The following is a 23780-nucleotide window of genomic DNA, read 5'->3' as shown; positions in this document are numbered from 1 at the left end:
TCACGGGTCGTCGCGTAGCGGACGGGAATGTCCCGTGCCCGTGTCCGCCCTCGCGTAAGCTCAAAGCTTCCCCAAGCACTTTCATCGTCGCGGGCTGAGGAGTGGTCAATGCCTGAGCTGCAGCCGGGAGACCCCCGGCGGCTCGGTTCCTACGAGATCGTCGAAAGGCTCGGTGAGGGCGGCCAGGGCGTCGTCTACGGCGGGGTCGACGCCTCCGGGAACCGCGCTGCGATCAAGCTCCTGCGGGCCGACCTGGCCGGCGACACCATGGCCCGCAACCGGTTCGTCCGGGAGGCTCAGGCGGCCAAGCAGGTCGCCCGGTTCTGCACCGCGCAGGTCCTGGAGGCCGACGTCGCGGGCGACCAGCCCTACATCGCGAGCGAGTACGTGCCGGGGCCGTCGCTGTACAAGCAGGTCACCGAGACCGGCCCGATCAGCGGCGCGCCGCTGGACCGGCTGGCGATCGGCACCGCGACCGCGCTGGTGGCGATCCACCAGGCCGGGATCGTGCACCGCGACTTCAAGCCGCACAACGTGATCATGGCCCCGGACGGGCCCCGCGTCATCGACTTCGGCATCGCGCGGGCCCTCGACACCGGGCAGACCAACGCGACCAAGGCGATCGGCACCCCGTCCTACATGGCGCCCGAGCAGGTGGCGGGCGCGACGCTCACCGAGGCCGTGGACGTGTGGGCCTGGGCCACCACGATGGTGTTCGCCGCGACCGGGCACCCGCCGTTCGGCGACGACACCGTGGTCGCGGTGATCAACCGGGTGATGCACGAGCCGCCGTCGCTGGACGGCGTGCCCGCCGACCTGCACCGGCTGATCGCCGCCTGCCTGGCCAAGGAGCCGGAGCGGCGGCCGACCGCGCAGCAGATCATGATGGCGCTGATCGGCAGCGGCCCGGGGGGCGGCCCCGGCGTCATCCCCGGCGCCGGGCAGACCCGCATGGACGACCCGGCCCAGGCCACCACGATGCTCGCGGAGGGGTCGACGCTCGCCGCGGGCGGCCTTGCCGGCGCGGGGATGATGGCGGGCGGCGCCACCCACCCGGGCCGCGGGGCGCCCGGCGTCGCGCCGCGCGACTACACCGGCACCCTCCCGCCTGCGGGCCCCCAGACAGGGGCGCCCCGCGGCGGCTACAACGACTGGGAGCCCGAGCGCAAGTCCAAGTGGCCCATCTTCGGAGCGATCGCGGCGATCGCCGTGCTGGCGCTGGTCGTGGGGCTGTTCATGGCGACCCAGGGCAACAAGGACGACAGCGGCGGCACGCCCACCCCGGCCGTCACCGACTCCGGCTCGGTCTCGGAGTCGCCGACGTCCGAGGAGCCGGAGGCGCCCACGCCGACCCGCACCAAGACGCGTGAGAACACGCCGCAGCCGCCGACGTCCCGGCCGCCGACGGAGGCGCCGACCAGCGAGACCCCCACCGAGGCGCCGACCAGTGACACGCCGACCACCACGCCCACCTCTCCCACCGGGGGCACCGGCGGAGGCGGTGGCGGCACCGGCGGTGGCGGTGGCGGTGACGGCACCGGCACGGGAGCGGGCGGCACCGGCGGCGGCACCGGCGGCGGCACCGGCGGAGGCGGCTGACGCGGCCCCGCGGCGACCCTCCGGGATGTGCGGGGCAGGGCGGTCATCGCCGCCGTGCCGGGCACTGAGTACGCTCGGGGACTATGAAGGAGCCGCGGATCCTGTTCGTCCACGCCCATCCGGACGACGAGTCCATCGGAACCGGGGCGAGCATGGCCAAATACGCCGCCGAGGGCGCCCACGTCTGCCTCGTCACCTGCACGCTGGGCGAGGAGGGCGAAGTCATCCCCGAGGAGCTTCGCCACCTGGCCTCCGACAAGGAGGACGCCCTCGGCGAGTACCGGATCGGCGAGCTCGCCGCGGCCTGCCAGGCGCTCGGCGTCCGCGACCACCGCTTCCTCGGCGGTCCCGGTCGCTGGCGCGACTCCGGCATGATGGGCGCCCCCACGAACGACGACCCGCGCTGCTTCTGGCAGGCGGACGTCACGACCGCCGCGCTGGACCTCGTGAGCGTCATCCGGGAGGTCCGCCCGCACGTGATCGTCACCTATGACGAGCGCGGCAACTACGGCCACCCCGACCACATCCAGGCGCACCGCGTCACGTGGCGGGCGTTCGAGCTGGCCGCCGACCCGTCCCACGAGGACGGCGCCGAGCCGTGGCGGGCGGCCAAGGTCTACGCCTACGCCACCCCGCGGACGGTCCTCGCCCGCGCGATCGCGGTGATGCGCGAGGCCCGGCTGCCGTTCGCCCGCGTCGCGGGGTTGGAGGAGCTCGGTTCCGGCGTCCCGGACGGGGAGGTCACCACGGTCGTGGACGCCCGCGCCCACCTGCCCGCCAAGCTGTCCGCGCTGCGCGCCCACCACACCCAGATCACGGTCGCGCCCGAGCAGGTCGGGCCGTTCTTCGCGCTCTCGAACAACCTGGGGCAGCAGGCGTTCGGCACCGAGTACTTCATCCTCCAGGCGGGCGAGCTCGGCCCGGTCGGCCCCGGCCGCCGCGAGCGGGACCTGTTCGCCGGGCTGACGAGCACGGCGGACTGACCGGCCCCGGTACGCTGGCGTCCGTGGACAAGGACGACGAGGCCCGGGTGCGGCTCGCCAAGAACGCCCCTCGCGCGGACGAGGGCGCGAAGGACGCCGAGGCCCCGGCCGACGTCGCCGAGACAGGCGCCCCCGACGCCCCCGAGGCTCCCGGCGACGGGAGCCCGGACGTCGGCGCGACCGCCCTGGAACCGGACGGCGGCGAGGGCCCCGGCGACGCGTTCGTGTCCGGCGCCGCCTACGCCGCGCTCGGCGTCCTCGGCGGCGTGTTCGGCGTGGTCGGCTCGTTCGTGCAGGACTGGACCGTCGGCCCCGTTCCGCTCGCGGCGCTCGTCCTGGTCGCGCTGGTCTTCGCGATGGCGTGGCTGTCGGGGAAGGGCATGGGCGGGCGTCTCGGCGCGACGGTCCCCGCGGTCGTCTGGGGCGTCGTGGTGTTCGTCCTGTCCATGCGCCGCCCCGAGGGCGACCTCGTCGTCCCGGCGACGACGGCCGGGTACGTGTTCATCATCGGCGGCATGGTCGCCGCCGTGATCGGGATCATGCTCGTCCCGCCGGCCCGCCCGCCGGGCGACTGGCTGCTCGGCAAGGCGGGCCGTACCCAGCGGTAGCGCGGGTCACCGTAGGAAACGAGGGTCCGCCCCAGGGAGCGGACCCTCGTCTCAGCTCGCCACGGGGGCGGGTTCGGGATCCTTCTGCAGCGACGTGCCTGCCTGGTGGCCCTTGAGGGTGAGGCAGGCGGCGGCGCTCAGCAGGATGACGGCGATCGGCAGCCACATCGTCGGCTTCATGGCGTGGACGAAGCCGTGCGAGAACACCTGGCCGGCCAGCTCCTGGATGCGGTGCGCGACGCCCGGAGAGACGCCGGGCGGCAGTTGCTGCCGCGCCCCGCTCTGCCCCGCGCCGACCTCCAGGCCGCCCTTGGCGGCGTCCGCGAAGCCCTGCACGAAGCCGCCGCGCACGTCCGGCGGGAGGGCCGCCGAACGGGTGGCCGCCTCGTCCCGCAGCGAGGACGCGAGCTGGTTCTGCAGGACGGCGCCGACGGCGGCGCTGCCGAGCACCGACCCGACCTGCCGGATCATGTTGTTGACGCCGGACGCGGCGCCGGCGAGGCGCGGCGGGACGTTCCGCGTCGCCTCGGTGGCCATCGGCGCGAACACGCCGCCGATGCCGAACCCGGACACCACGAGCGGGGCGATGAACGCGGTCCAGTGGGTGCCGACCTCGGCGACGACCAGGATCCACGCCATGCCGACGCCGTAGAGGGTCAGCCCGGCCATCAGGATGAACTTGCCGCCGATGCGGTCCGACATCCGGCCCGCGACCGGGGCGAGGAGCATCGACACCAGCGACGACGGCGCCATGACGAGGCCCGCCTTGAGGGCGCTGAAGCCGAGCACCGACTGCAGGTAGATCGTCATCGGCAGGAACATGCCGATCATGCCGACCGAGACGGCCGCGCCGACGAGGTTCAGGATCGTGAAGTTGCGGTCCTTGAACAGCGAGAACGGCACGAGCGGCTCGCGGTCCTGGCGCCCCCGCTGGTGCACCACGAAGATCACGAAGAGCGCGAGCCCGGCGGCGATCAGGCCCCAGATGCCCTCGTTCCACTCGTACTTCTGGCCCTCGGTCAGCGCGAACGTGACGCAGAACAGGGCGGCGGAGGCCAGCAGCACGCCCGCGACGTCGAACCGGTGCCGGACGGTGCGGGTGTGGCCCGGCAGGATCGGGACGGCCATGGCCAGCACGAGGACGCCGATCGGCAGGTTCACGAAGAAGATCCACCGCCAGTCGAGGCTGGTGACCAGCAGCCCGCCGATCGTCGGCCCGGCGATGGTGGACACGCCCGCCACCGCGCCCCAGACGCCGAGCGCGGCGCCGCGCCGCTCCGGCGGGAACACGCTGATGATGATGGACATGGTCTGCGGCATCAGCAGCGCGGCGCCGAGCCCCTGCACGGCGCGTGCCGCGATCAGCTGCGCCGGGTCCTGGGAGATCCCGCACGCCAGGCTGGACAGCGTGAACAGCGCGACGCCGGCGATGAACAGGTTCTTCTTGCCCCACAGGTCGCCGAGGCGGCCGGCGGTGATGAGCAGCACCGCCAGCACCAGGATGTAGGCGTTGACGACCCACAGTACCTGGTCCAGCGAGGCGTCAAGCTTGTCGATCATGCTCGGGATCGCGATGTTCACGATCGTCAGGTCGAGCAGCGTCATGAAGAATCCGAGGGAGAGCGTCAGCAGGATCGCCCAGGGATTGCCGCTCCATCTCTTCATGGGGCCCCCATTTCGTCGGTGCGCCTTGGTTCGTCGGCGCGTCGTGGTCGGGGCCGCGGGTGGCAGATGGCCCGCGGCTCGGTGTCGTCGAAGGTGAGCCGTCCGGTCTCCAGGTCGTCGACGAGCCCGCGCACGTAGTCGAGCTCGCAGCGCACGCGCGCGATCTGCCATTCCTGGTCGATCAGCTTGTAGCGCTCGATGCCCCGCTTGAGCAGCGACTCGTGCGCGGCCTGGTGCCCCGCCAGCGCCGCCTCCAGGAGGACGGTCCGCTTGCCCAGGAGCCGGGCGACCTCGCCCTCGGGCAGCAGGTTGATGAACGCCAGCGCGGTGCCGAAGAGCGGGAACTCCTCGGCCGGACGGACGAGCAGCTCGGCCAGCCGGAACTGCGCGGCGTCCCGCCCCGCGCTGGTCACCGCGTAGACCGTGCGCTCGGGGCGGCGGCCCTCCCGGCTGGTCTCCAGCGGCTCGATCAGCCCGGCCGCCGCGAGCCGCTCCACCGAGTGGTAGAGCGACCCATGCGTGATCTTGACGGCCTGGTCGTAGGCGTGGTCGCGGATGCGCTGCTGCATCTCGTACGGGTGCATGGGCCCGTCGCACAGCATGCGCAGCACGGTGAGCGCGAGCGGCGTGAGGGGTCGTGACATGCCGACAGCCTTATGGTCGATCTCGATTAGTCCACATAGACTAATCCAGTCAGACGGCTTTCGTCATCTTCCTTTTGAAATCCGGCATATACGGCCAGGTCAGCGCACGGCGTCCACGGTGTTGGCGGCGCCGTTGCGGGACACGTAGTCGCCGACCCGGTCCTCCCGGACGGCGGTGAAGAGCTTGCCGACGCCATCCTCGTCCAGCAGTACGACACTCTGCCGGTCCCGCTCGGCCATCTGCGCGACCGGGGCCGTCAGATACTCCACCAGCGAGGTCTTCAGCAGCCGGTGCGCCAGCCCGCGCAGCGTGCCGGAGGTGACGGAGTCGTCCACGGTCACCGAGCGGGTCGAGGCCCGCACGAACCGGTCGATCTTGATCGGGTTCCGGGTGTCCAGCGCCCTGGCGGCGAGCGCGTGCAGGAACGCCTGCTGCCGCTTGATCCGGTCGAGGTCGCCGGCGGGCAGGTTCCACCGCTGCCGGACGAAGTCGAGCGCCTCGGCGCCGTTCAGGTGGTGCCGCCCCGCCTGCCAGGTCCGGTCGTGCATGGGGTCGTGGGTCGTCTTGGTGACGGTGACGTCCACGCCGCCGAGGGCGTCGGTCATCTTCACGAACCCGCCGAAGTCCAGCGCGGCGTAGTGGTCGACGCGGACCCGGGTGAGCTGTTCCACCGTCCGGATCAGCAGTGAGGGCCCGCCGTGGGCGAACGCCGCGTTGATCTTGGTGAGGCCGTGCCCGGGGACGGGCACCCAGGCGTCCCGGGGGATCGAGATCAGCGACACCCGGTCGCCGCGCCCGGACAGGTGCACCAGCATGATCGTGTCGGCGCGGGCGCCCATCGAGGGGATGTCCGCGCGCCGGTCGGACCCGATCAGCAGCCAGTTCTCGCCGCGCCCGGACGAGGACGGGCGGCCCCCGGCGGTCGGCAGCGCCCCCGAGACCCGCTTGATCTCGCCGTCGTAGAAGCGCTGCAGGAAGTACAGGCCGCCCGCGAGCAGCAGCAGGAGGCCCGCCGCCAGCCCCCCGCACCCCATGATCACCCGGCGTCGACTCCTGTTCCGCAGCATCCCCCCACCCTCGCCGCGGAACGCGGCGGAGGCGGTCGCGCCGGGCGGGCGCTGCCCGAGCCTTGGCGGAGACCCGGGTTTGCGATGACGAAAAGTCGCCGGAATGAGTAAGGAACGCCGCCGGGCGCCGTTGACCGGCGGCGTTCCAGACCTGTCGCCGGCTGCGCGCCGGCCGTTCGGTCAGCCCTTGAGGGCGATCTCCAGCTGGTCGAGGGCCCAGTCGAGCTCGTCGCGCTCGATGACCAGCGGCGGGGCGAGGCGCAGCGTGGTCTCGTGGGTCTCCTTGGCCAGGACGCCGAGTTCCATCAGCCGCTCGCTGACCGGGCGGGCCTTGCCGTTCAGCTCCACGCCCGCCCACAGGCCGCGGCCCCGCACCTCGCGGACGAGGTCGCCGGGCAGCCGCCCGAGCCGGTCGTGCATGTGGGCGCCCAGCGTCCGTGAGCGCTCCTGGTACTCGCCGGTCTTCAGCATCGCGATGACCTCGCGGCCGATCGCGCAGGCGAGCGGGTTGCCGCCGAACGTCGAGCCGTGCTGGCCCGGCTTGAACACGCCGAGGACGTCCCGGTCGGCGACGACCGCCGACACCGGCATGATGCCGCCGCCGAGGGCCTTGCCGAGGATGTAGACGTCGGGCACGACGTCCTCGTGCTCGACCGCGAACGTCGCGCCGGTGCGGCCGAGGCCCGACTGGATCTCGTCGGCGATCATCAGCGTGCCGTTCGCCGTGCACAGCTCGCGCACCGCGCGCAGGAACCCGCTCGGCGGGACGTTCACGCCGGCCTCGCCCTGGATCGGCTCGATCAGCACGCCGACCGTGTCGCCGTCCATCGCTGCCTTGAGCGCCTCGACGTCCCCGTACGGCACGGTCCGGAAGCCCGGCGTGTAGGGGCCGTAGGAGTCGTGGGCGTCGGGGTCGGTCGAGAAGCTGATGATCGTGGTCGTGCGGCCGTGGAAGTTGCCCTCGAAGGCGATGATGTTCGCCTGCCCGGCCGGGACGCCCTTGACCTCGTAGCCCCACTTGCGGGCCGTCTTCAGCGCGGTCTCGACGGCCTCGGCGCCGCTGTTCATCGGCAGGACCATGTCCTTGCCGCACAGCTCGGCGAGGTCGGCGACGAAGGGGCCGAACTGGTCGTGGTCGAACGCGCGGCTCACCAGCGTGACGCGGTCGAGTTGCCGCCGCGCGGCCTCGGTCAGCCGCGGGTTGCGGTGCCCGAAGTTGACGGCCGAGTAGGCGGCGAGCATGTCGAGGTAGCGGCGGCCCTCGACGTCGGTCAGCCAGACGCCGTCGGCCTCGGAGACCACGATGGGAAGGGGGTGGTAGTTGTGCGCGCTGTGGTCCTCGGACATCGCTCGCAGCTGGTCGGTCGGCGTCACGACGCTCCTTCGCGGCTCGGCCCGGCCGGTCGGGCCGGGGCATGGCTGGGACACCGGGCACGATGCCGGTGCCGAGGGGGAGGAGGCCGGGCGGATCAGGTGGCCGCCGGTCCGTACCCAGCGTATGTTCGGAAATGAATTCCGACCAATGACGAAAACCGACTTAGGGGGTGTTATTTGTTGCGTCTTGACGAGCTGGACCGGCGAATCGTTGCGCGGTTGCTGGAGGACGGGCGGGCCTCGTACGCGCAGATCGGCGACAAGGTCGGGCTGTCGGCGCCCGCGGTGAAGCGCCGCGTCGACCGGCTCCGCGCGGACGGAGTGATCAACGGCTTCGCCGCCGTGGTCGACCCGGCCGCGCTCGGCTGGACGACCGAGGCGTTCATCGAGATCTTCTGCACCGGGGCGACGTCCCCCGAGGAGATCTACTCCAGCGTCCGCGGCCACCCGGAGGTCGTCGCGGCGTACACGATCAGCGGCGACGCCAGCGCGCTCGTGCACGTGCGGGCCCGCGACATCCAGCACCTGGAGCAGGCCCTCGAACGGCTGCGCCGGGAGGACAACATCACCGCGACCAAGACGTCGATCGTGCTGTCCCGGCTGATCGGCCGCCCGACCGACGCGCCTTCGGCCTGAGCCGGCACAGCCTGAGCAGGCACAGCCTGAGCCGTCACCGCCGGGCCGTCGCCGCCGGAAGCTGTTACCGACCAGTAGGCTTCCGCCATGGACTTCGCGACCGCTGACCTCATCGACGACTTCGGGGAAGAGCTGCGCAGCTGCGAGACGCAGTTCCGGCAGTACGGCAAGCGGCGGGCGTTCGCCGGCCCGGTCGCGACCGTGCGCTGCCACCGCGACAACGGCCTGGTGAAGAGGCTGCTCAACACGCCGGGCGAGGGCCGGGTACTGGTCGTGGACGGCGCGGGCTCGCTGGCGTCCGCGCTGATGGGGGACATGATCGCCGCGGCGGCGGTGGCCAACGGCTGGGCCGGGGTCGTGATCAACGGCGCGGTGCGGGACGTGGCGGCGCTGCGCGAGCTGGACCTCGGCGCGAAGGCCCTCGGGTCGAACCCGCGCAAGAGCGCCAAGGACGGCGCGGGCGAGACGGAGGTCCCGGTGACGTTCGGCGGCGTCGAGTTCCGTCCGGGCGACTGGCTCTACAGCGACGAGGACGGCATCGTCGTCGCGGAGCGCGAACTCCCGCTCTGAGGAGCCCCGGCCCGCGCCCCGAGAGGCCCGGACCCGCGCTCTGAGAGGCCCGAACCCCTCATGGGACCTGGCGGCATGGCGTGAGCTGCCAGGGTTTCGGCGCAAGATCGTGCAAGTCGGCCCTAGCCCGGCGCGGGCGTCCGTCCTTACCGTCTCTCCGCAACCCACCCGAGGTAGGGGAGACATGCGCGCCAAGAAGACACTGCTGGTGCCCGCGGCGGCGATGGGGCTCGTCGTGGGACTCGCGGCCGTGCCGGCCGCCGCGCAGCCGAGACCCTCGATCCCGAAACCGACCGCGAACCCCTGGCAGATGCGGCACTGGCCGCAGACGCAGCCGTGGCAGCGGGCCGAGCCGTCCGCCCGGACGTTCGCGGCGGGCGCCCCGCGCCCGATCGACCCCCAGAACTACGAGCTTCCCGACACGATGACCTGGGACGACTACACCTCGATCCCCGGCACGTCGTGGTCGGACCCGGCCCGCAAGGGGTCGGTGAAGAACTTCAACGTCGCGGTCGTCCTCACCGACTACCCGAACCAGCCGTTCGAGGTCACGCAGCCGAAGAACTCGTCGGTGTTCGGCAACCCGGTGAAGGTCGGCGACGTCCCGCGCGAGCAAGTCGCGAAGTTCTACCAGGACTTCCTCAACAAGCCGCAGGAGCTGAACCACGGCCACACCCTCCACGAGTACTGGATGGAGGACTCCGGCGGCCGGTTCGGGGTGAACCTCACCGGCTTCGGCGCCTACAAGATGCCCGCCAAGGACCACGAGTACGGCGTGGACGGCATGCAGGGCGGGACGGGATGCCCGACCGGCGACACCTGCGGACGCGACCTGCGCAAGGACGCGCGGGACGCGTGGGTCGCCGACATCGGCGAGGAGGCGGCGAACAAGTTCGACTTCGTCTTCTTCCTCAGCGCCGGGCAGGACGAGTCGTCCACGTGGCAGGAGTTCGGCGAGATGAAGTTCGGCACCAAGGAGCAGGTGCCGAACGAGTGGGGGCCGGGCGACCCGAGCCTGCCGAACTGGGTGAAGACCCGGTACATCCCGTGGACGTCCTGGCAGGCCGGCTCGACGATCTGGCCGAACGCCATCCCGGGCGTCTCCTCGACGCAGGCCGAGAGCTCCGGCATGTCGGTGTACGCGCACGAGTTCAGCCACATCCTCGGCATCGGCGACAACTACAACAACCCCTATGGCGAGCCGCCGCGCCGCTCCTACAGCGGCCCGTGGGACATGCTCAGCCGCGGCACGTTCAACGGGCCCGGCGGCCCGCACAGCCGGTGGACGATCCCCGCGACGGGCGGCGGGTCCATGGGCGCGCAGCACATGCTCCGCAACAAGCTGAAGCTCGGCATGGTGAACTCCGACAACGTGCTCCAGCTCAGCCGGGACGCGCTCGCCGCGTCCGGCATGGTCGTGGCCAATGTGACCGCTCGGACGGTCGACCCGGGCAAGGGCGGCCTCACCGGCATCAACGTCAAGCTCGGCGCGGGCGGCGACAAGAGCCCGAAGTGCGACACCGGGACCGACCCGCTGTGCGACGGCGGCGGTTACGACAACTACACCCTCGAAGTCGTCGACCGGATGGGCACGGACTCCTTCACGCCCGACTCCGGCGTCCTGCTGGCGAAGACGAAGGACCAGGACCGCGCCCCCTTCATCTGGGTCGAGGACGCCAACCCGCAGGACATCGACAAGGTCGACTTCGTCCTGCCGGACGGCACGCCGAAGAAGATGACGATCGGTGACTACCGGCAGCTCTCCGACGCGCTCTACCACGCGGGGACGGACTCGGGCAGCGAGTACGAGTACGTCGACCAGGCGAACCGGCTGCACTTCTACGTCCTGAACCTCAGGCGCGACCGCAGGGGCGTCCTGTCCTACACGGTCGCGGTCAGTTCGCTGGACGGCGCCGGGCCGCAGCGGCGCGGCGTGCGGGTCGACTCCGGCCCCGGTCAGCGGACCGCCGCGGGCTGGACGAAGTGCACGATGACGCTCACCAACACGGGGCGGGGCGGCGACGGGCGCCACGGCTCCGACGTGTTCCGCCTGAAGGCCGCCGTGTCCGGTGACGGCTGGACGACGGCGCTGCCGAACGCGCTCGCGACCGCCCCGGCGCAGGGCCGCACGAAGGTGGAGGTCTGGGCGAAGCCCGAGCCGGGCGCCGACCGCCACGCGCTGCTCCGGCTGACGGGGACCTCGGAGAGCGACCCGTCGAAGTCCGACTCGGGGACGTGCGCCCTGCACTGACCCGAACCCGGACGGGACGGTCTCCCGAGGTGGAGGCCGTCCCGTCCCGGATGTCCGGGATGCCCGGGGTGAGGCGGCCGGCGTAACGGACCGCGTAACCAGACTTGTCCTTCCCTAGATCATCTATGGGTCGTCCGCCGCGATCGACAGGGTAGGCGACCGCTTGTGATGATCTCGCGACGCTTTGTGACAGCAGTCCGATGGCCTGGGGCGGCGGTCCTCGCGGCGGGCGTCCTCGCGGCCGGCGCTCCGGCCGCTCCGGGCGTCGCGCACGCGACTGATGCCAGGGCCCTGGCCGCCCCCATGAATCCGCGCGACTTCGACCTGCGCTCCGGCGACGACCTGAGCGGGCCGGTCCGGGCGCTCGGCGGCAGGCTCCGCAGGGCCGGCGTCAGCGCGCTGCTCCGCTCGTCCGGCCACGTCAAGCTGGGAAGCGGCTGCGGCGAGGCGGCCGGGGTCCCGGCCGGGTCCCTCGTCTACTGCTTCGACAAGGCGGACAGCAACACGCGCAGTTGGGTCCCGCAGGGCGTCACGTCCGTCTCTGACGCGACGGCGGGCGAGCGGTGGGCGGGCGGCGTCAGGCCGATCCTGGTGTCCTGGCACAACGGCGGCCGGGTCAGGGTCACGTTCGTGGACCCCGAGCGGCGCGCGTACCGGCACGCCCTGCTCGTCGAGCCCGTGATGGAGGAAGGGCGGCCCACCTACACCGACGTCGGCATCCACGCGGGCGGCATCGCCTGGTACGGCAACAACCTGTACGTCGCCGACACCCGGCACGGGCTGCGCGTGTTCGACATGCGGCAGATCTTCGACCTGACCGGGAACGGCGCGGGGTCGACCGACCATGCCGACCGGATCGGGCTGTACGGCGGCAGGTACTACGCCCACGGGTTCCGGTACGTGATGGCGCAGACGGGCAGCTGGGAGTTCGCCCGCGGCAAGGTCGGCGGCACGTGCAGGGGGTCCGGCCCGCTGCGCATGTCGTGGGCCGCGATCGACCGCACCACCTCGCCGCACGTGCTCATCGCCGGCGAGTACTGCCGTCCCGCCTGGGCGCAGGGACGGGTGGTGACCTGGCCGGTGCGGGCGCTGGCCGGCAGGGGGACCGTGCGCCCCGAGGGCGGCGCGAGCCTTCCGGTCGACCGCGTCCAAGGCGCGGTCAGGGCGCACGGGCAGTGGTGGTTCACCCAGAGCCACGGCGAGAAGCCGGGCCGGCTCTCCTCGACCCGCTACACCGACGGGGGCTGGGCCCCGGTCCAGTCCCGGACGATCTCCCCGGGCCCGGAGGACCTGTCCTGCTACCGGGGCCGCCACCGCATCTTCACGCTCGCCGAGCACCCGGGCCGCCGCGCCCTGTGGGCCTTCCACGCGGCCGCCTGCTCCTGACCGCGGTGCGGGAGGGGGCCGGTGCGGGATCGTTCGCACCGGCCCACTTCTCACGCGCCGACCTGGGCCTCGGCCGGTTCGGTCTCCTCGGCGGACCGCCGCCCGGCGGCGCGCGCGCCGCCCACCGCTGTGATCACTGAGCTGAGGGCCACCGAGCCGATCGCCGCGACGCCCAGCGCCGCCCCGATCCAGGCCGTGGACGTGTAGCCCTTCCCCGCGTCGATCGCGAGCCCGCCGAGCCAGGGGCCCGCCGTGATGCCGATGTTGAACGCGATGACGTTCCCCGCCGCGACCAGCGTCGACGCGCCGTCCACCAACTCGAACGCCCGGGAGTTGAGTGTCGGGTTCGTCCCGAACCCGACGAAGCCCAGGAGGAACACCAGGACCACCACGGGCAGGGGCGACCGCGCCGCAAGGGCGAGCAGCACGGACACGACCGTCAGCCCGGCGAACCCCGCGTACAGCGTCTGGACGCCCCACCTGTCGGCCGTCCGCCCGCCGACGGTGATCCCGATCAGCGCGCCGACGCCGTAGAGCGCGAGCACGCCCGGCACCCATGCCTCCGCGATCCCCGTCGTCTCCGTCAGGAACGCGCCCAGGTAGCCGAAGGTGGCGAGGAGCCCGCTCGTGGCCAGGGCCGTCGTCCCGTACAGCAGCCACAGGCGGGGGACGGCCATCGCGCGCACCTCGTCCCGCACCCGGGGTGGCGCGGCGTCCGCGCGCGCGGCGGGGATCGTCGCGGCCACCCCCGCCATCGCGGCCGCCGACATCGCCGCGACCGCCCAGAACGCCGCCCGCCAGCCGAGATGCTGCCCGACCACCGTCCCGGCGGGCAGTCCCACGATCGCCGCGACCGTGAGGCCGCCGGCGACGACGCCCATCGCCTTCCCGCGCGCGTCCCGCGGCACGAGGTCCACGGCGGTCGCCGCCGCCACCGCCCAGAACCCCGCGTAGACGAACGCGCCGACGAGCCGCATCGCGAACAGCGTCCAGTAGCCGGGCGTGAGCGCGCTGACCGCGTGCGTCAGTGCGAACACCGCGAGGAACGCCAGCATCGCCCGGCGGCGCGGCCAGCGCAGCGTCAGGACGGCGAGCACCGGCGCACCCGCCAGCATCCCGATCGCGAACGCCGAGATCAGCAGCCCGGCGGCCGGCACGGACACGCCGAGGTCGTGCGCCATGCCGGGCAGCAGGCCCGCCAACATCAGCTCCGACGTGCCCTGCGCGAAGATCGCCAGCCCCAGCACGTAGACGGCCAGTGGCATCGGTGTCCTCCTGTTGTGGATCCTGTATTGGATAGATCAGTACAAAACAAGGGCGTGAAAAAGGGCGGCGCACCGGCCGCCCGGGTCAGAGGGAGAGCATCGCGGTGTCCGCGATCGACGTCAGGGTGGCGCGGTCGGCGCCGCCGCGCGCCGCCACCTGGATGCCGCTGATGGTGGAGATCATGAAGTGCGCGAGCGCGCCCGCGTCCTTGGCGGCGTCGATCTCGCCGGCGCGCATGCCCTCCTCGATCGCCGCCTTCAGGGTGGCGAACCGCAGCCGCCGGTCCCGTTCGAGCCGCCCGGCGATGTCGGGATCGTGCGGGCCGAGCTCCACCGTCGCGTTCACCACCAGGCATCCGGACGGGTCGTCGTCGTCCGGGAGAGCGGCCCAGTCCAGGACCGTCCGGAGGCGCTCGCGCACCGTCCCCTCGCCGTCCCGCAAATGCTCGACGAGCCGGGTGGTGCGCACCTCCATGTAGTGGGTCAGGGCCTTGACGAACAGGTCGCGCTTGCTGGCGAACGTGTTGTAGATGCTGCTGCGCCCGAGCCCGGTCGCCGCGCACAGCTCCTGCGTCGACGTCGCCTCGTACCCGGCCGCCCAGAAGGCCCGCATGGCCGACTCCACGGCCCGCCCCTCATCGAACTTCCTCGGCCGCGCCATAACGCCACCGTAACACGTTATGGACAGCTCGATCCAATATCATTCGAAGGGGCCCTCGAGCCGAACGAGCCGCTGCCGCCCGGGATGCACCAGCAGCGCTTCGCCGGCCCCCAGCGGCCCCAGCAGGGAGGAAGGGACGTTCCAGAGCCGAGCCTCGTGACCGCTCACATGGTTGGTCATCAGGGCGGGCGCTCCGAGTTCCCGGAGCAAGGCCACCACGGGGTCGAGCGGCTCGCCCGCCGTGATCTGATGCCGGGCCAGAACGAGGTGAACGCCGTGCTCGCGCATCGTCTTCAGCTGGGGGATGGCCGCGGCGAGCGGATCGTCCCGGATCAGTCGCTGACGGTTCGCCACGAGCAGGTAGACCTCGGGGCCTCGGCCACTGAGCAGGCGAGCCCTGGTGGTCCAGATGGCCTCGGTCAGCAGCCTGCCGAACTCCTCGGGCGATGTCGTGTACCGCACGCCCATCCGTTCCCAGCCCTCCGCGCGCGCCAGGTCGTGCGGGCTCGGTTGCGGGTTCAGGACGTAGATGAGGCGGTCCCGCTCGTCGGCGCTCGACGCGAGCTCGTCGACCATCCTGTGCACCAGGGCCGACTTCGCCGAGCCGTACGGGCCGCTGATGAGCAGATGGCGGTCGACGTCGAAGTCCAGCAGCACCGGCTCGTCTGTCTCCGGGTCACTCCCGAGCCGCACGCTCCGACTCCCCGTGGCCGAAGCGGACGGCGGTGCCGAGGCCGAGGGCTGAGCACGCGCCGCAACAGACGCGGCATCTGGCGCGGCCCGCGCGTCGAAGGCGTGGACCCACCGGAAGCGTTCGGCGAACTCGGGGATGGTCTGGAGATACTCCTCGAACCGCTCCGGCTCGCCACAGAGGGCGACCAGGGAGCCGTCGCGCTCGTACCGCATCGTTGAGATCAAACTATGGATCGTGTCCGGTTGCAGGTAGCCGGTCTCGGGATCCTGATCCGGCGCGTCCCAGACGAGGAACACGGTGCTCCGGACCGACCGGAAGAGACGCGTGACATGGGCGGCCGGGTCAGAGTCAGGGTGCGGCCGGGAGTAGGTGACCGCGAGAAGGCCGGAGTCTCCGCGCGGCAGCAGCCCGAGGTCGGCCAGCATCTCTCCGTACAGGCCCGCCGTCACGCTCATCTCCGGCCTGAACGGGCCGGGGAATATCAGGTGTCGGATCGGGCGGGGGTCGCCGGAACGTGTGGACTCGGTGACGGCCCAGAGGATCTCCCGCAGCGCCGACTTCACCGTGGAGGCGTCGACGGGTTCGCCTTCGCTCTCTCGGCGGTTCTCGATCTCCTCGTCCAGACCGGCGAGCAGACGGTCGATCTCCTCCGGGCCGATCCCCTCCGGCGCGGTGCCCGTCGAGGAACCCTGCGGCACTCCGTGCGTTCGGCGGACGAAGTCGTCGACGGCTTCCTGTGGAGGCTCCGGCGCCAGGGTGAAGCGCTGCGGTGCGCCGCCGCCGGCGAGGAGGTAGGCCGTCGGCTCGCCGTCCGGGAACTGCAGGCTCGCCTGCCCGAGGACGTACTGGAGCTGGTCGGGCGGCAGGCGGTTCGCGGCGATGCGCCAGCCGAGGAGGGGCAGGAAGCGGCCCCAGATCGTGGTGTTCTCGATGGTGGACGAGGTGAGCAGCAACTGGACGTCGAGCGCTCTGCCGCGTTGTGCCAGCGAGAGGAGCGTCTCACCGATCTCGGGCCTGCTGAGCGGGAACGTGAGCGACACGTCGGCGACCACCACCAGGCGCGGCCGCGCTTCGGGCGGCGCCTCGGGAGGCGGGGTGGCGGGCCGCTCGCCCGGCTGGTAGTCCTCGAAGAAGTTCCACCACACCCGGTTGACCGAATGGGGGTCCTGGCGGAACCGCTCGTACAGCTCGTCCACCGACCACGGGTCGGTGGCGCGGATCGAATCCCGCGGCACGTCCTGCGGCGGGGGCGCGGATCGCGCTTCGAGCTCGCCGGACAGGAAGTCGAAGAACCGCCGGAGTCTGTCCGGCGAGCCCAGCAACTCTTCCTCGGAGTAGCGGACGTGCGGTAGGTCGATGGGCTCGCCGAGCGGATGCTCGCCCAGCCCCGCGAAGACGAATTGCAGGCCCGCTGGAGAGTGCCCTGCGGCGAGGGCGAGGGTGATGGCGCGGACGACCCTCTGGCGGGCCTCAGGACTACCGACGACCAGGCCATGCGGGATGCCCGACGACTGGTCGAGCGGGTAGAGGTTGAGGAGATGGCCGTCCGGCCGGTAACCGATCGCCGGGCTTCGGGGCGTGTCGGCGGACATCGCCCATGTCTCCCGCAGCATCCCGTCCGATCCGCCGCCGTTGAGGCTCAGCACGTCGAACTCGCGGGAAAGCAGCCCAGGGGGAACGGCATCAGCGGACACTTCGGGGAGGAAGACGTCCCCATCGGACGACGGCTCCGGTCCCCCCAGGTTCAGTTCCAGTTGCTCCGGCTCCGGTACCTCCGGCCGTGGTTCCTCCGGCCAGGGGAGTTCGCGGGCATGTCGCCCTTGGCGCTTCATCTTCTCTATGAGCCGGTCGGCGGCGTCGATATAGACGTGTGCGGGGTCGAACGCCGGGTGGGCCCGGTCCGCGAAGACGTGAAGGAAGGCGAGCCCTTCGCCGCGGACTCCGATGTTCCAGCCGAGGTGGCTGCGGAGGGCGCCCGGCAGGGGCGCGTCTTCCGATGTGCAGAAGACGAACCTCATCCCCACCGGTGCTCCCGTCTCACAGAGCCAAGCGAGCGGGTCGATCAGGTCCGGGCGCGCATCCAGCAACGGGCCGGTGTCGTCGATGAAGACGACCAGGGCGGGGAGGGGCGCATGGTCGGCGCCCTCGACGATCGCCGTCTGGTACTCGTCCCACGTGGAGAATCCGGCGTTCTCCAGTGCCCGGGTGCGGCGGATCCTCTCGTCTTCGAGCGCGGGCATCAGCATGCTGATCAGTGGGGAATCGTGGGTATGGGCGAAGGCGTAGTAGGCGACGTGAGGAAGGTCGCCCAGGCCGGCGAAGCCCCCGCTTCCGTGGAAGCCCACGAAGACGAGGTTGACGATGTCCGGGGAATGAGTGAGGGCAAGACTGAACAGGGTCGTCCGCACCAGTTCGGCACGGTCGTCCCGCGGGGCGATGATCAAGCCGAGCGGGAGTTCCGGGTTGCTGCGGAGGACGTCCAGCGTCACCGGGCCGCCGCTGTCCTCCCCGATCGGTATCTCGCGCGGGGCGTCGGCCCACGCTTCGGGAAGCTCCTCGGCCGGGGTGTCGAAAAGATCCAGCAGGTCCAGGGCCCGGGTCGTCTCGGATGGGGGCGGCCCAGGGGCGAGGTGGGAGCGGGCTTCCGGGGTGACGAGGGCGAAGTGGTCGGTGTCGGCGGTCAGGACGACCGGTCCGCCGTCCTCGGGCAGGAGGGCGCGGAAAGTCTCGGCGGACGTTCCGGCGCGGCGCTCGATCTCGGCGGAGACGGCTTCGAGGACGTGCCGGGTGTGGAGGGCCTCCGGGCGCGGGAGGGTGTCGAGGAGGGCCTCGCGGGCGCCGGGGACGAACTCGTAGCGCACGCCGTCGGCCGGGCGGAGCAGGCCGCTCAGCAGCACCTCGGCGAGCTGGCCGGGGCCCGAGCCGCCGAGGATCCGGTGCTGGATCAGGCGCATCACCGGCAGGGACGGGACGGAGACGGCGACGTGGGCGGCCAGTTCGGCGGCGTCCGGTGAGGCGGTGGCGAGGAAGCGGCGGACGCGCTCGGCGATCGGCAGTTCCTGCTCGCGCCGCACCGGGGCCGTGCCGGACGGCCGGGCGGGCAGCATCGCGACGGCGGCCGGCTGCGGGTCGGAGCCGGAGACCAGCCTGGCCCACGCGCCGAACCAGCGGGGCGCGATCTCCAGGACGGGGACCGGGACGCCCGCCCCGGCGGTGCCGTCGTAGGGGGCGAAGCGCAGGTCGGTGTTCGGGGCGCCGGGACGGGGGAGGGTCGCCAGGCCGGGGGAGGTCGGGGCGGCGGTGCGGCGCCAGAGGCGTTCGGCGAGCGGCTGGACGATCGCGGTCGGCCCGGCCTGCGCCCAGTGCCGCACGGCCCGCACGGCGCGTCCGTTCCACCAGTGCGGGCCCGAGCAGTCGCTGAGGACGAGCACGGCCCGCCGTGCGGAGGCGTCCAGGAGCGTCCTCGGGTCCTGTGGCGGCGCCTCGGGGGTGGAGGAGACGCGGCCCGTCCCGTCGAGGTAGCTGAGGTGGACGTCCTGGAACGCGCCCTGGCGGAGCAGGGTCTCGGCCAGTTCGCGGGCGAGGGGGCGCCAGAGCCGCATGGTGGGCCCGGTGTCGACGACCAGGTCGAGGCCGAGCCAGCGTTCGGGCGACGGGACGAGGACGGGCGTCCACCGGCGGGTGTCGGCGATGCGCGCGGCGGTCGCCTCCTCGTCCAGTTCGACGCGGTGCCGGGACGGGACGCGCCGCTTCAACGGGCGCAGCGCCCGCTGGACGCCGAGCGGGTCGGCCAGCATCGGTGCGGTCGGGACGAGCACCTCCGACGCCCGCCCCACCGGTTCCGCCTCGGCGGCGGGGCGCGGGTGGAGCCCGGTCAGCGGCTCGGACGGGCGCGGCGGCGCCGGCGGGGGCGGCTTGGTCGGGGAGGGGGCGTCCACGGGCTGGTCCGCGACCGGCGGGGTGGCCGGAGGGAAGGCGGGGCCGTGCTCCTCGGTAGGGGAGATGTGGCAGGCGAGCCACAGCATCTCGCTCAGTTCGCGGGCGTCCGGCGGCGGCCCGATCGCCGACAGGACGTCGCGGAGCCGGTTGACCGTCATGGGCTACTCGTCATCGACGGGCCCGGTCAGGTAGGGCATGATGCGGTCGGCCAGGGCGCGGCGGTCCTCGGTGTCGGCGTGCCGGCACAGGTAGACGGCGTTGAGGAGCTGGTCGGTCGCCAGCGTGCCGGACGCCGAGCGCTCGAAGAAGCGGCGGACGAGGTCGTCGCTCTGGTCGGCGAGCGGCCCGAGGTGCTCCCGGACGATCGCCGCCAGCTCGTCCTCGCCCGACGGCTGCCGCAGCTCCACGGTCACGCACCGCCGCAGGAAGGCGGGCGGGAACTCGCGCTCGCCGTTGCTGGTCATCACGACCAGCGGGAACGCGCGGCAGCGGACGGTCCCGGCGGTGACGGTGACCCGGGCGCCCGGCCCGTCGGCGGTCATGACCTCGGCGTCCGGCTCGGCCCGGCGGGTCAGCTCGGGCAGCTCGTACTCGCCCTTCTCGAAGATGGTGAGCAGGTCGTTGGGCAGGTCGATGTCGCTCTTGTCGATCTCGTCGACCAGCAGGACGCGGGGCCGCGGGTAGGGGAGCAGCGCGGTGCCCAGCGGGCCGAGGCGGATGTAGCGGCCGATGTCCTCCTCGTCCGGGGCGCCGTGCCGTCCGCCCCCGCCCTGCCGTCCCGCCGCGTACAGGCGGGTGAGGGGGTCGTACTGGTAGAGGCCGTCGCGGAGGGTGGTCCGGCTGGTGATGGGCCAGTGCAGCACGGGCCCGAGGCCCAGTTCGTGGGCGACGGCGTAGGCGAGCGTCGATTTTCCGGTGCCGGGCGGCCCCGTCACCAGAAGCGGGCGGCGCAGGTACAGGGCGGCGTTGACCTGCTGCACGGCATCGTCGGACGGACGGTACGTCGTCGCGTGGTGCTCGTTCCCGGAGCCGCCGGGAGGGGGCTCCAGGACGGGCGCGCCGTCGAACGCGCGCCACGGCGGCGGCGGAGGCAACCGGTCGATGCCGTCGTGCGTGCGTCGGCTCCCGGTGTAGAGCAGCCAGTCGGGCACCTATACCTCCATCGCGAGCGGGGGGTCGGGAAGCCGGGACGGATCGTCCCACAGCAGCGTCAGATCGCGCCCGGGGTGCCGGGTGTCCTTGGGGGCGACGAGCGCGGCCTTGCGCAGTGCGAGCGCCAATTGCGGCAGGTCGCCCGGATGCTTCTCGCCGACCGCCCGGGTCAGTTCGTCGAGGACGTGGTGCCCTTGGCAGTCCTCGTGGGACGGCGCGTCGCACCGGGCGCGCGTCCACAGCATGACGGGGATGCCGTTGTTGAGCGCGGCCGTCAGCCAGCTCTTCACCGGGCGCGACCCGTACACGAGGACGCAGAAGTCGATGTTCGCCTCCAGCCAGTCCTGGAAGTCGCTGCCCCTGCGCGGCGCGTCGCACGCGATCGGGCGCGGGTCGCTGCGGCCGCGCTGGTTCAGCAGCCGCCAGCGGTGGTGGGCCTGGTCGCGGCGGAACGATCCGGGCTGGAGCCGCTCCACGTCCCGCACCACCACCGGGTACACCCGCATGGGGATCTTGTGGCGCGGGTCGACGTACCACTGCTCGAACGGCTTGCCGAGCCAGCCCTCCGGCACCGCGAACTCGATCATCCACTCGCGGCCGAACAGCGCGGGCGCGAGCGCGGCCACCCCCGCCTCGACCACCGGCCGCACCCGCTTCTCCGGCACGCGCTCGGTCGGCCGTCCCGGCCCCTCGGCGCCGTCGATCCAGGTGTGCACGGTCACGTCGAAGGCGTTGTCGAACGTGGCCCGCTCCAGCCGGACGATCACCGACGCGGGGCCCGGGCGCGGGGCGGCGGGCGCGGCGCCGGGCAGGTGCCGCGCGGACCACGCGGCGAGGCGCTGCCGGGCGGACTCGGGCAGGTGCGGTCCGAGCGACGCGACGTACCGGACGAGCCGGTCCTCCGCCCAGCCTTCGGCCACGTAGCGCACCGAACCCCACGCCGACCGGAAGCCGCCGAGCGCCCGCCGGCCGGTGATCCTTTCGAGGTCGGCGGCGAGCGGGTCGGTGTAGCGCACGCCGTCCAGGAGTTCCCGCAGCTCGCGGCGGGCGTCGGGGGTGAGCCAACGCAGCGGCAGCAGGTCGTCCAGCTCTTCCCAGTAGGTACGGATGTGCGAGACGGGCAGCATCCAGCCGAGGTCGGCCCGGTCGCCGTCCCGCAGCTCGGCGTTCGTCACCATGCCGATGACCTCGCCCGACACCGGGTCGTACACGGCGGACCCGCTGTAGCCCTCCTCCAGCCAGTCGCCCGGCCCGGTCTTCAGCTCCCACCACTCGCGCCGCATCCCGCGATGCGGGAACGTCGTCACGGACGCGTGCCGCTCGTTCTGGTCGCGGCGGCGCGGGAAGCCGCACACCCCGAACGTCCGGCCGCCGAGGCCCGCGTCGTGCAGGGCGTCCGGGGCGGCCAGCGTCGCCGGGGTCAGCGCGACGGGCTCGCGCAGTTCGAGGACGGCGACGTCGCCGGGGTCGCCCGCCCGCCGCCAGTCGCCGCGCCGCACGACCTCGGCGGGCAGGTCCTCCAGCAGGCCGGGGAATCCGACGCGGGCCTCCTCCAGGCCGTGGACGGTGTGGGCGCAGGTCAGCAGCCGGGTCGAGGTGACGAGGAACGCCGCGCCCAGCTTGCCGCCGGACGGGGGGCCGACCCAGGCGCGCCACTGCCAGTCGTCCACGATGCGGCTACGCCTCCTCCGCGGCGCGCGGCTGCTGCCCCCACGTCATCTTGACCTTCAGGTGGCCCTCGACGGTCGTCTTCGCGATGACGGCCCCGGCCGCCGCGTTGAGCTTGACGCCGAACTCCAGTTCGACCCCGTCGGGGTTCAGGTCGCCTCCGCGCAGCGACGCGAGCGCCGCCTGCGCCGCGTCGCGGACGTGCTGGAACGCGTCCTCGAACTTGCCCGCCGCGTCGTGGATCAGGTCGCCGGTGCGGGACACCGACTGGAACCCCGGCTCCCGGTCGTCGGTCTCCACGACGATGGTCCCGTTCTCGGTCTGCCAGCGCACCAGTTCGTTCACCCGGCAAATCTAACAAGATCATGCCTTGTGGGGTGCTTTGCTGGGAGGAGCGGCGCGGTGTGCCGCGGCCACAGGAGGACAGATGATCACCGTCGAGCAGGTGCGGGCGCTGGCGATGACGCTGCCCCGCACGTCCGAGCACCTGATCAGGGACCGGGTGAAGTTCCGCGTCGGCTCCATCGTCTATATCGCCTTCTCGCGGGACGAGACCGTCATGGGATTCGCGTTCCCCAAGGAGGAGCGACTCGCGCTCGTCGAATCCGAGCCGGACAAGTTCCACCTTCCGAGCGAATCCGACATGCGTTTCAACTGGGTCCACGCGTGGACGGCGGCGCTCGACGAGGCCGAGATGGAGGAGCTGGTCGTCGACGCGTGGCGGATGGTCGTCCCGAAGAAGGTCGCCGCCGCCCGTCTCGGCCTTCAGGACGGCTGACGCCCCTCCGGCGGCCGGGGCGGTTCGAGCAGCGCCCCGGCGCCCCGGGTGATGTCCTCCGCCGCGACCCGCAGGAGCCGCGCCATGCTCCGGGTGGACAGCCTGCCGGTGCGCCCGGTCACGCCGAGGCAGCCGATCAGCGCGCCGCCGGGGTCGCGCACCCCCGTGGCGACGCAGCTGAAGCCGAGATGGATCTGCTCGTGCTCGACCGCGACCGCGGTGTCGCGCACCTCCTTGAGCTCGTCCAGGAACCGCGGCCAGGACGTGGTGCCGCGAGGGGTCTGCGGCGCCGGCGGCCGTCCGTGCAGGCCGTCCAGCAGGTCGGGCCGCTCGGCCAGCAGCACCCGTCCCAGCGCGGATCCCTGCAGCGCGGCGCTGCGGGGATCGTTCGGCCATTCGCCCCGCCGGACGTCGGGCGCCCGGTTGGCGCCGAAGGCCATGGTCATGAACGAGATCGAACCGCCGCTGATCCGGCAGATCCACGCGATCTCCCCGGTGCGGGCGAACAGGTCCTGCACGTGCGGGGTGGCGGCGGTGAGCAGGCCCTGCTGGAGGGCCGCGCGGCTCCCGAGGTCGAGCAGATGCGGCCCGAGCCGGTAGCGCCCGTCGGGGCCCCGCTCCAGCATCCGGCGCGCCACCAGGTCCGCGGCGATGCGGCGCACGGTGGGCTTCGGGATGCCGACCTCGCGCGTCAGATCGGCCAGCCCCACCGGCTCGCCGCGAGCGGCGACCGCGTCGAGCACGGCGACGACGCGCCCGGTCACCGTCCGGTCGTCCCTGCCCTCGTCGCCCTCCATGCCGTCAATGGTCGTACCCGGTCGGGCTGAAAGCCACTGGCG

The 23780-nt window shown here is 72.6% G+C and carries 19 protein-coding genes; 8 read left to right on the top strand and 11 right to left on the bottom strand.

Features of this window, described 5'->3' with window-relative positions; all coding sequences use genetic code 11:
* The first annotated feature begins 108 nt into the window (after nt 1-108).
* The 3 genes from AB0C21_RS28715 to AB0C21_RS28705 all read left to right on the top strand — a co-directional run bounded on the left by AB0C21_RS28715 (nt 109) and on the right by AB0C21_RS28705 (nt 3190).
* Nucleotides 109-1599 carry a serine/threonine-protein kinase gene (locus AB0C21_RS28715; RefSeq protein WP_500208381.1) on the top strand — a complete coding sequence of 497 codons (1491 nt, stop codon included), beginning with the start codon at nt 109-111 and terminating at the stop codon, nt 1597-1599.
* An 83-nt stretch (nt 1600-1682) separates the two neighbouring features.
* Nucleotides 1683-2582: an N-acetyl-1-D-myo-inositol-2-amino-2-deoxy-alpha-D-glucopyranoside deacetylase gene (gene mshB, locus AB0C21_RS28710; protein ID WP_500208380.1), complete on the top strand. Its 900-nt coding sequence runs from the start codon at nt 1683-1685 to the stop codon at nt 2580-2582.
* A gap of 23 nt (nt 2583-2605) precedes the next feature.
* A complete protein-coding gene (locus AB0C21_RS28705; RefSeq protein WP_500208378.1) occupies nt 2606-3190 on the top strand; it encodes a DUF6113 family protein in 585 nt (194 codons plus the stop codon).
* Between the two features lie 51 nt (nt 3191-3241).
* Here AB0C21_RS28705 and AB0C21_RS28700 read toward each other — a convergent pair whose 3' ends face one another.
* The 4 genes from AB0C21_RS28700 to rocD form a co-directional block, all read right to left on the bottom strand.
* Nucleotides 3242-4855, bottom strand: a complete 1614-nt coding sequence (locus AB0C21_RS28700; RefSeq protein ID WP_500208377.1) for a DHA2 family efflux MFS transporter permease subunit — start codon at nt 4853-4855, stop codon at nt 3242-3244.
* Entirely contained in the window at nt 4852-5499 is a 648-nt protein-coding gene (locus AB0C21_RS28695; protein ID WP_500208376.1) for a PadR family transcriptional regulator, read from the bottom strand. Before AB0C21_RS28695 ends, AB0C21_RS28700 begins: the two co-directional genes overlap by 4 nt.
* A gap of 99 nt (nt 5500-5598) precedes the next feature.
* Entirely contained in the window at nt 5599-6567 is a 969-nt protein-coding gene (locus AB0C21_RS28690; RefSeq protein ID WP_500208374.1) for an LCP family protein, read from the bottom strand.
* A 180-nt stretch (nt 6568-6747) separates the two neighbouring features.
* A complete protein-coding gene (rocD, locus tag AB0C21_RS28685) occupies nt 6748-7914 on the bottom strand; it encodes an ornithine--oxo-acid transaminase (RefSeq protein WP_500208531.1) in 1167 nt (388 codons plus the stop codon).
* Between the two features lie 207 nt (nt 7915-8121).
* On the opposite strand from rocD, the gene AB0C21_RS28680 reads away from it, so the two are divergent.
* The 4 genes from AB0C21_RS28680 (at nt 8122) to AB0C21_RS28665 (ending at nt 12784) form a co-directional block, all read left to right on the top strand.
* Nucleotides 8122-8577 carry an Lrp/AsnC family transcriptional regulator gene (locus AB0C21_RS28680; protein WP_500208372.1) on the top strand — a complete coding sequence of 152 codons (456 nt, stop codon included), beginning with the start codon at nt 8122-8124 and terminating at the stop codon, nt 8575-8577.
* A gap of 87 nt (nt 8578-8664) precedes the next feature.
* Entirely contained in the window at nt 8665-9147 is a 483-nt protein-coding gene (gene rraA / locus AB0C21_RS28675; RefSeq protein WP_500208371.1) for a ribonuclease E activity regulator RraA, read from the top strand.
* A 184-nt stretch (nt 9148-9331) separates the two neighbouring features.
* Nucleotides 9332-11398 (top strand): M6 family metalloprotease domain-containing protein, encoded by a 2067-nt coding sequence (locus AB0C21_RS28670; RefSeq protein ID WP_500208369.1) that lies wholly within the window; start codon nt 9332-9334, stop codon nt 11396-11398.
* Between the two features lie 186 nt (nt 11399-11584).
* Entirely contained in the window at nt 11585-12784 is a 1200-nt protein-coding gene (locus AB0C21_RS28665; protein ID WP_500208368.1) for a hypothetical protein, read from the top strand.
* A gap of 50 nt (nt 12785-12834) precedes the next feature.
* Here the strand turns inward: AB0C21_RS28665 and AB0C21_RS28660 are convergent, their stop codons facing one another.
* From AB0C21_RS28660 to AB0C21_RS28635, 6 genes are all read right to left on the bottom strand, one after another.
* Nucleotides 12835-14049 carry a Cmx/CmrA family chloramphenicol efflux MFS transporter gene (locus AB0C21_RS28660; RefSeq protein ID WP_500208367.1) on the bottom strand — a complete coding sequence of 405 codons (1215 nt, stop codon included), beginning with the start codon at nt 14047-14049 and terminating at the stop codon, nt 12835-12837.
* 85 nt (nt 14050-14134) lie between these two features.
* A complete protein-coding gene (locus tag AB0C21_RS28655) occupies nt 14135-14710 on the bottom strand; it encodes a TetR/AcrR family transcriptional regulator (RefSeq protein ID WP_500208365.1) in 576 nt (191 codons plus the stop codon).
* A gap of 39 nt (nt 14711-14749) precedes the next feature.
* On the bottom strand, nt 14750-19501 hold the full coding sequence (locus AB0C21_RS28650) for an SAV_2336 N-terminal domain-related protein (RefSeq protein WP_500208363.1): 4752 nt from the start codon (nt 19499-19501) through the stop codon (nt 14750-14752).
* 3 nt (nt 19502-19504) lie between these two features.
* The gene (locus tag AB0C21_RS28645; RefSeq protein WP_500208362.1) at nt 19505-20494 is read right to left on the bottom strand and encodes an AAA family ATPase; all 990 of its coding nucleotides are present in this window, start codon (nt 20492-20494) and stop codon (nt 19505-19507) included.
* Nucleotides 20495-22165 (bottom strand): VMAP-C domain-containing protein, encoded by a 1671-nt coding sequence (locus AB0C21_RS28640; protein ID WP_500208361.1) that lies wholly within the window; start codon nt 22163-22165, stop codon nt 20495-20497.
* Between the two features lie 7 nt (nt 22166-22172).
* Nucleotides 22173-22508, bottom strand: coding sequence for a CU044_2847 family protein (locus AB0C21_RS28635; protein ID WP_500208359.1), 336 nt, complete (start codon nt 22506-22508; stop codon nt 22173-22175).
* Between the two features lie 82 nt (nt 22509-22590).
* On the opposite strand from AB0C21_RS28635, the gene AB0C21_RS28630 reads away from it, so the two are divergent.
* The gene (locus AB0C21_RS28630) at nt 22591-22941 is read left to right on the top strand and encodes an MmcQ/YjbR family DNA-binding protein (RefSeq protein WP_500208358.1); all 351 of its coding nucleotides are present in this window, start codon (nt 22591-22593) and stop codon (nt 22939-22941) included.
* On the opposite strand, the gene AB0C21_RS28625 is transcribed toward AB0C21_RS28630, so the two are convergent.
* A complete protein-coding gene (locus AB0C21_RS28625; protein WP_500208357.1) occupies nt 22929-23738 on the bottom strand; it encodes an IclR family transcriptional regulator in 810 nt (269 codons plus the stop codon). The two genes, AB0C21_RS28630 and AB0C21_RS28625, sit on opposite strands and share 13 nt — an antisense overlap.
* Between the last annotated feature and the right edge of the window lie 42 nt (nt 23739-23780).

It is taken from the genome of Spirillospora sp. NPDC049024, from assembly GCF_040649235.1.
Lineage (GTDB): Bacteria > Actinomycetota > Actinomycetes > Streptosporangiales > Streptosporangiaceae > Spirillospora.
This window is presented reverse-complemented; position numbering and strand designations above follow the sequence as displayed.

Coding starts and splice junctions, on each gene's coding strand:
- AB0C21_RS28715 (WP_500208381.1), top strand. CDS start 109: ATGCCTGAGCTGCAGCCGGGAGACCCCCGGCGGCTCGGTTCCTACGAG.
- mshB (WP_500208380.1), top strand. CDS start 1,683: ATGAAGGAGCCGCGGATCCTGTTCGTCCACGCCCATCCGGACGACGAG.
- AB0C21_RS28700 (WP_500208377.1), bottom strand. CDS start 4,855: ATGAAGAGATGGAGCGGCAATCCCTGGGCGATCCTGCTGACGCTCTCC.
- AB0C21_RS28695 (WP_500208376.1), bottom strand. CDS start 5,499: ATGTCACGACCCCTCACGCCGCTCGCGCTCACCGTGCTGCGCATGCTG.
- AB0C21_RS28690 (WP_500208374.1), bottom strand. CDS start 6,567: ATGCTGCGGAACAGGAGTCGACGCCGGGTGATCATGGGGTGCGGGGGG.
- rocD (WP_500208531.1), bottom strand. CDS start 7,914: ATGTCCGAGGACCACAGCGCGCACAACTACCACCCCCTTCCCATCGTG.
- rraA (WP_500208371.1), top strand. CDS start 8,665: ATGGACTTCGCGACCGCTGACCTCATCGACGACTTCGGGGAAGAGCTG.
- AB0C21_RS28670 (WP_500208369.1), top strand. CDS start 9,332: ATGCGCGCCAAGAAGACACTGCTGGTGCCCGCGGCGGCGATGGGGCTC.
- AB0C21_RS28660 (WP_500208367.1), bottom strand. CDS start 14,049: ATGCCACTGGCCGTCTACGTGCTGGGGCTGGCGATCTTCGCGCAGGGC.
- AB0C21_RS28655 (WP_500208365.1), bottom strand. CDS start 14,710: ATGGCGCGGCCGAGGAAGTTCGATGAGGGGCGGGCCGTGGAGTCGGCC.
- AB0C21_RS28650 (WP_500208363.1), bottom strand. CDS start 19,501: ATGACGGTCAACCGGCTCCGCGACGTCCTGTCGGCGATCGGGCCGCCG.
- AB0C21_RS28630 (WP_500208358.1), top strand. CDS start 22,591: ATGATCACCGTCGAGCAGGTGCGGGCGCTGGCGATGACGCTGCCCCGC.
- AB0C21_RS28625 (WP_500208357.1), bottom strand. CDS start 23,738: ATGGAGGGCGACGAGGGCAGGGACGACCGGACGGTGACCGGGCGCGTC.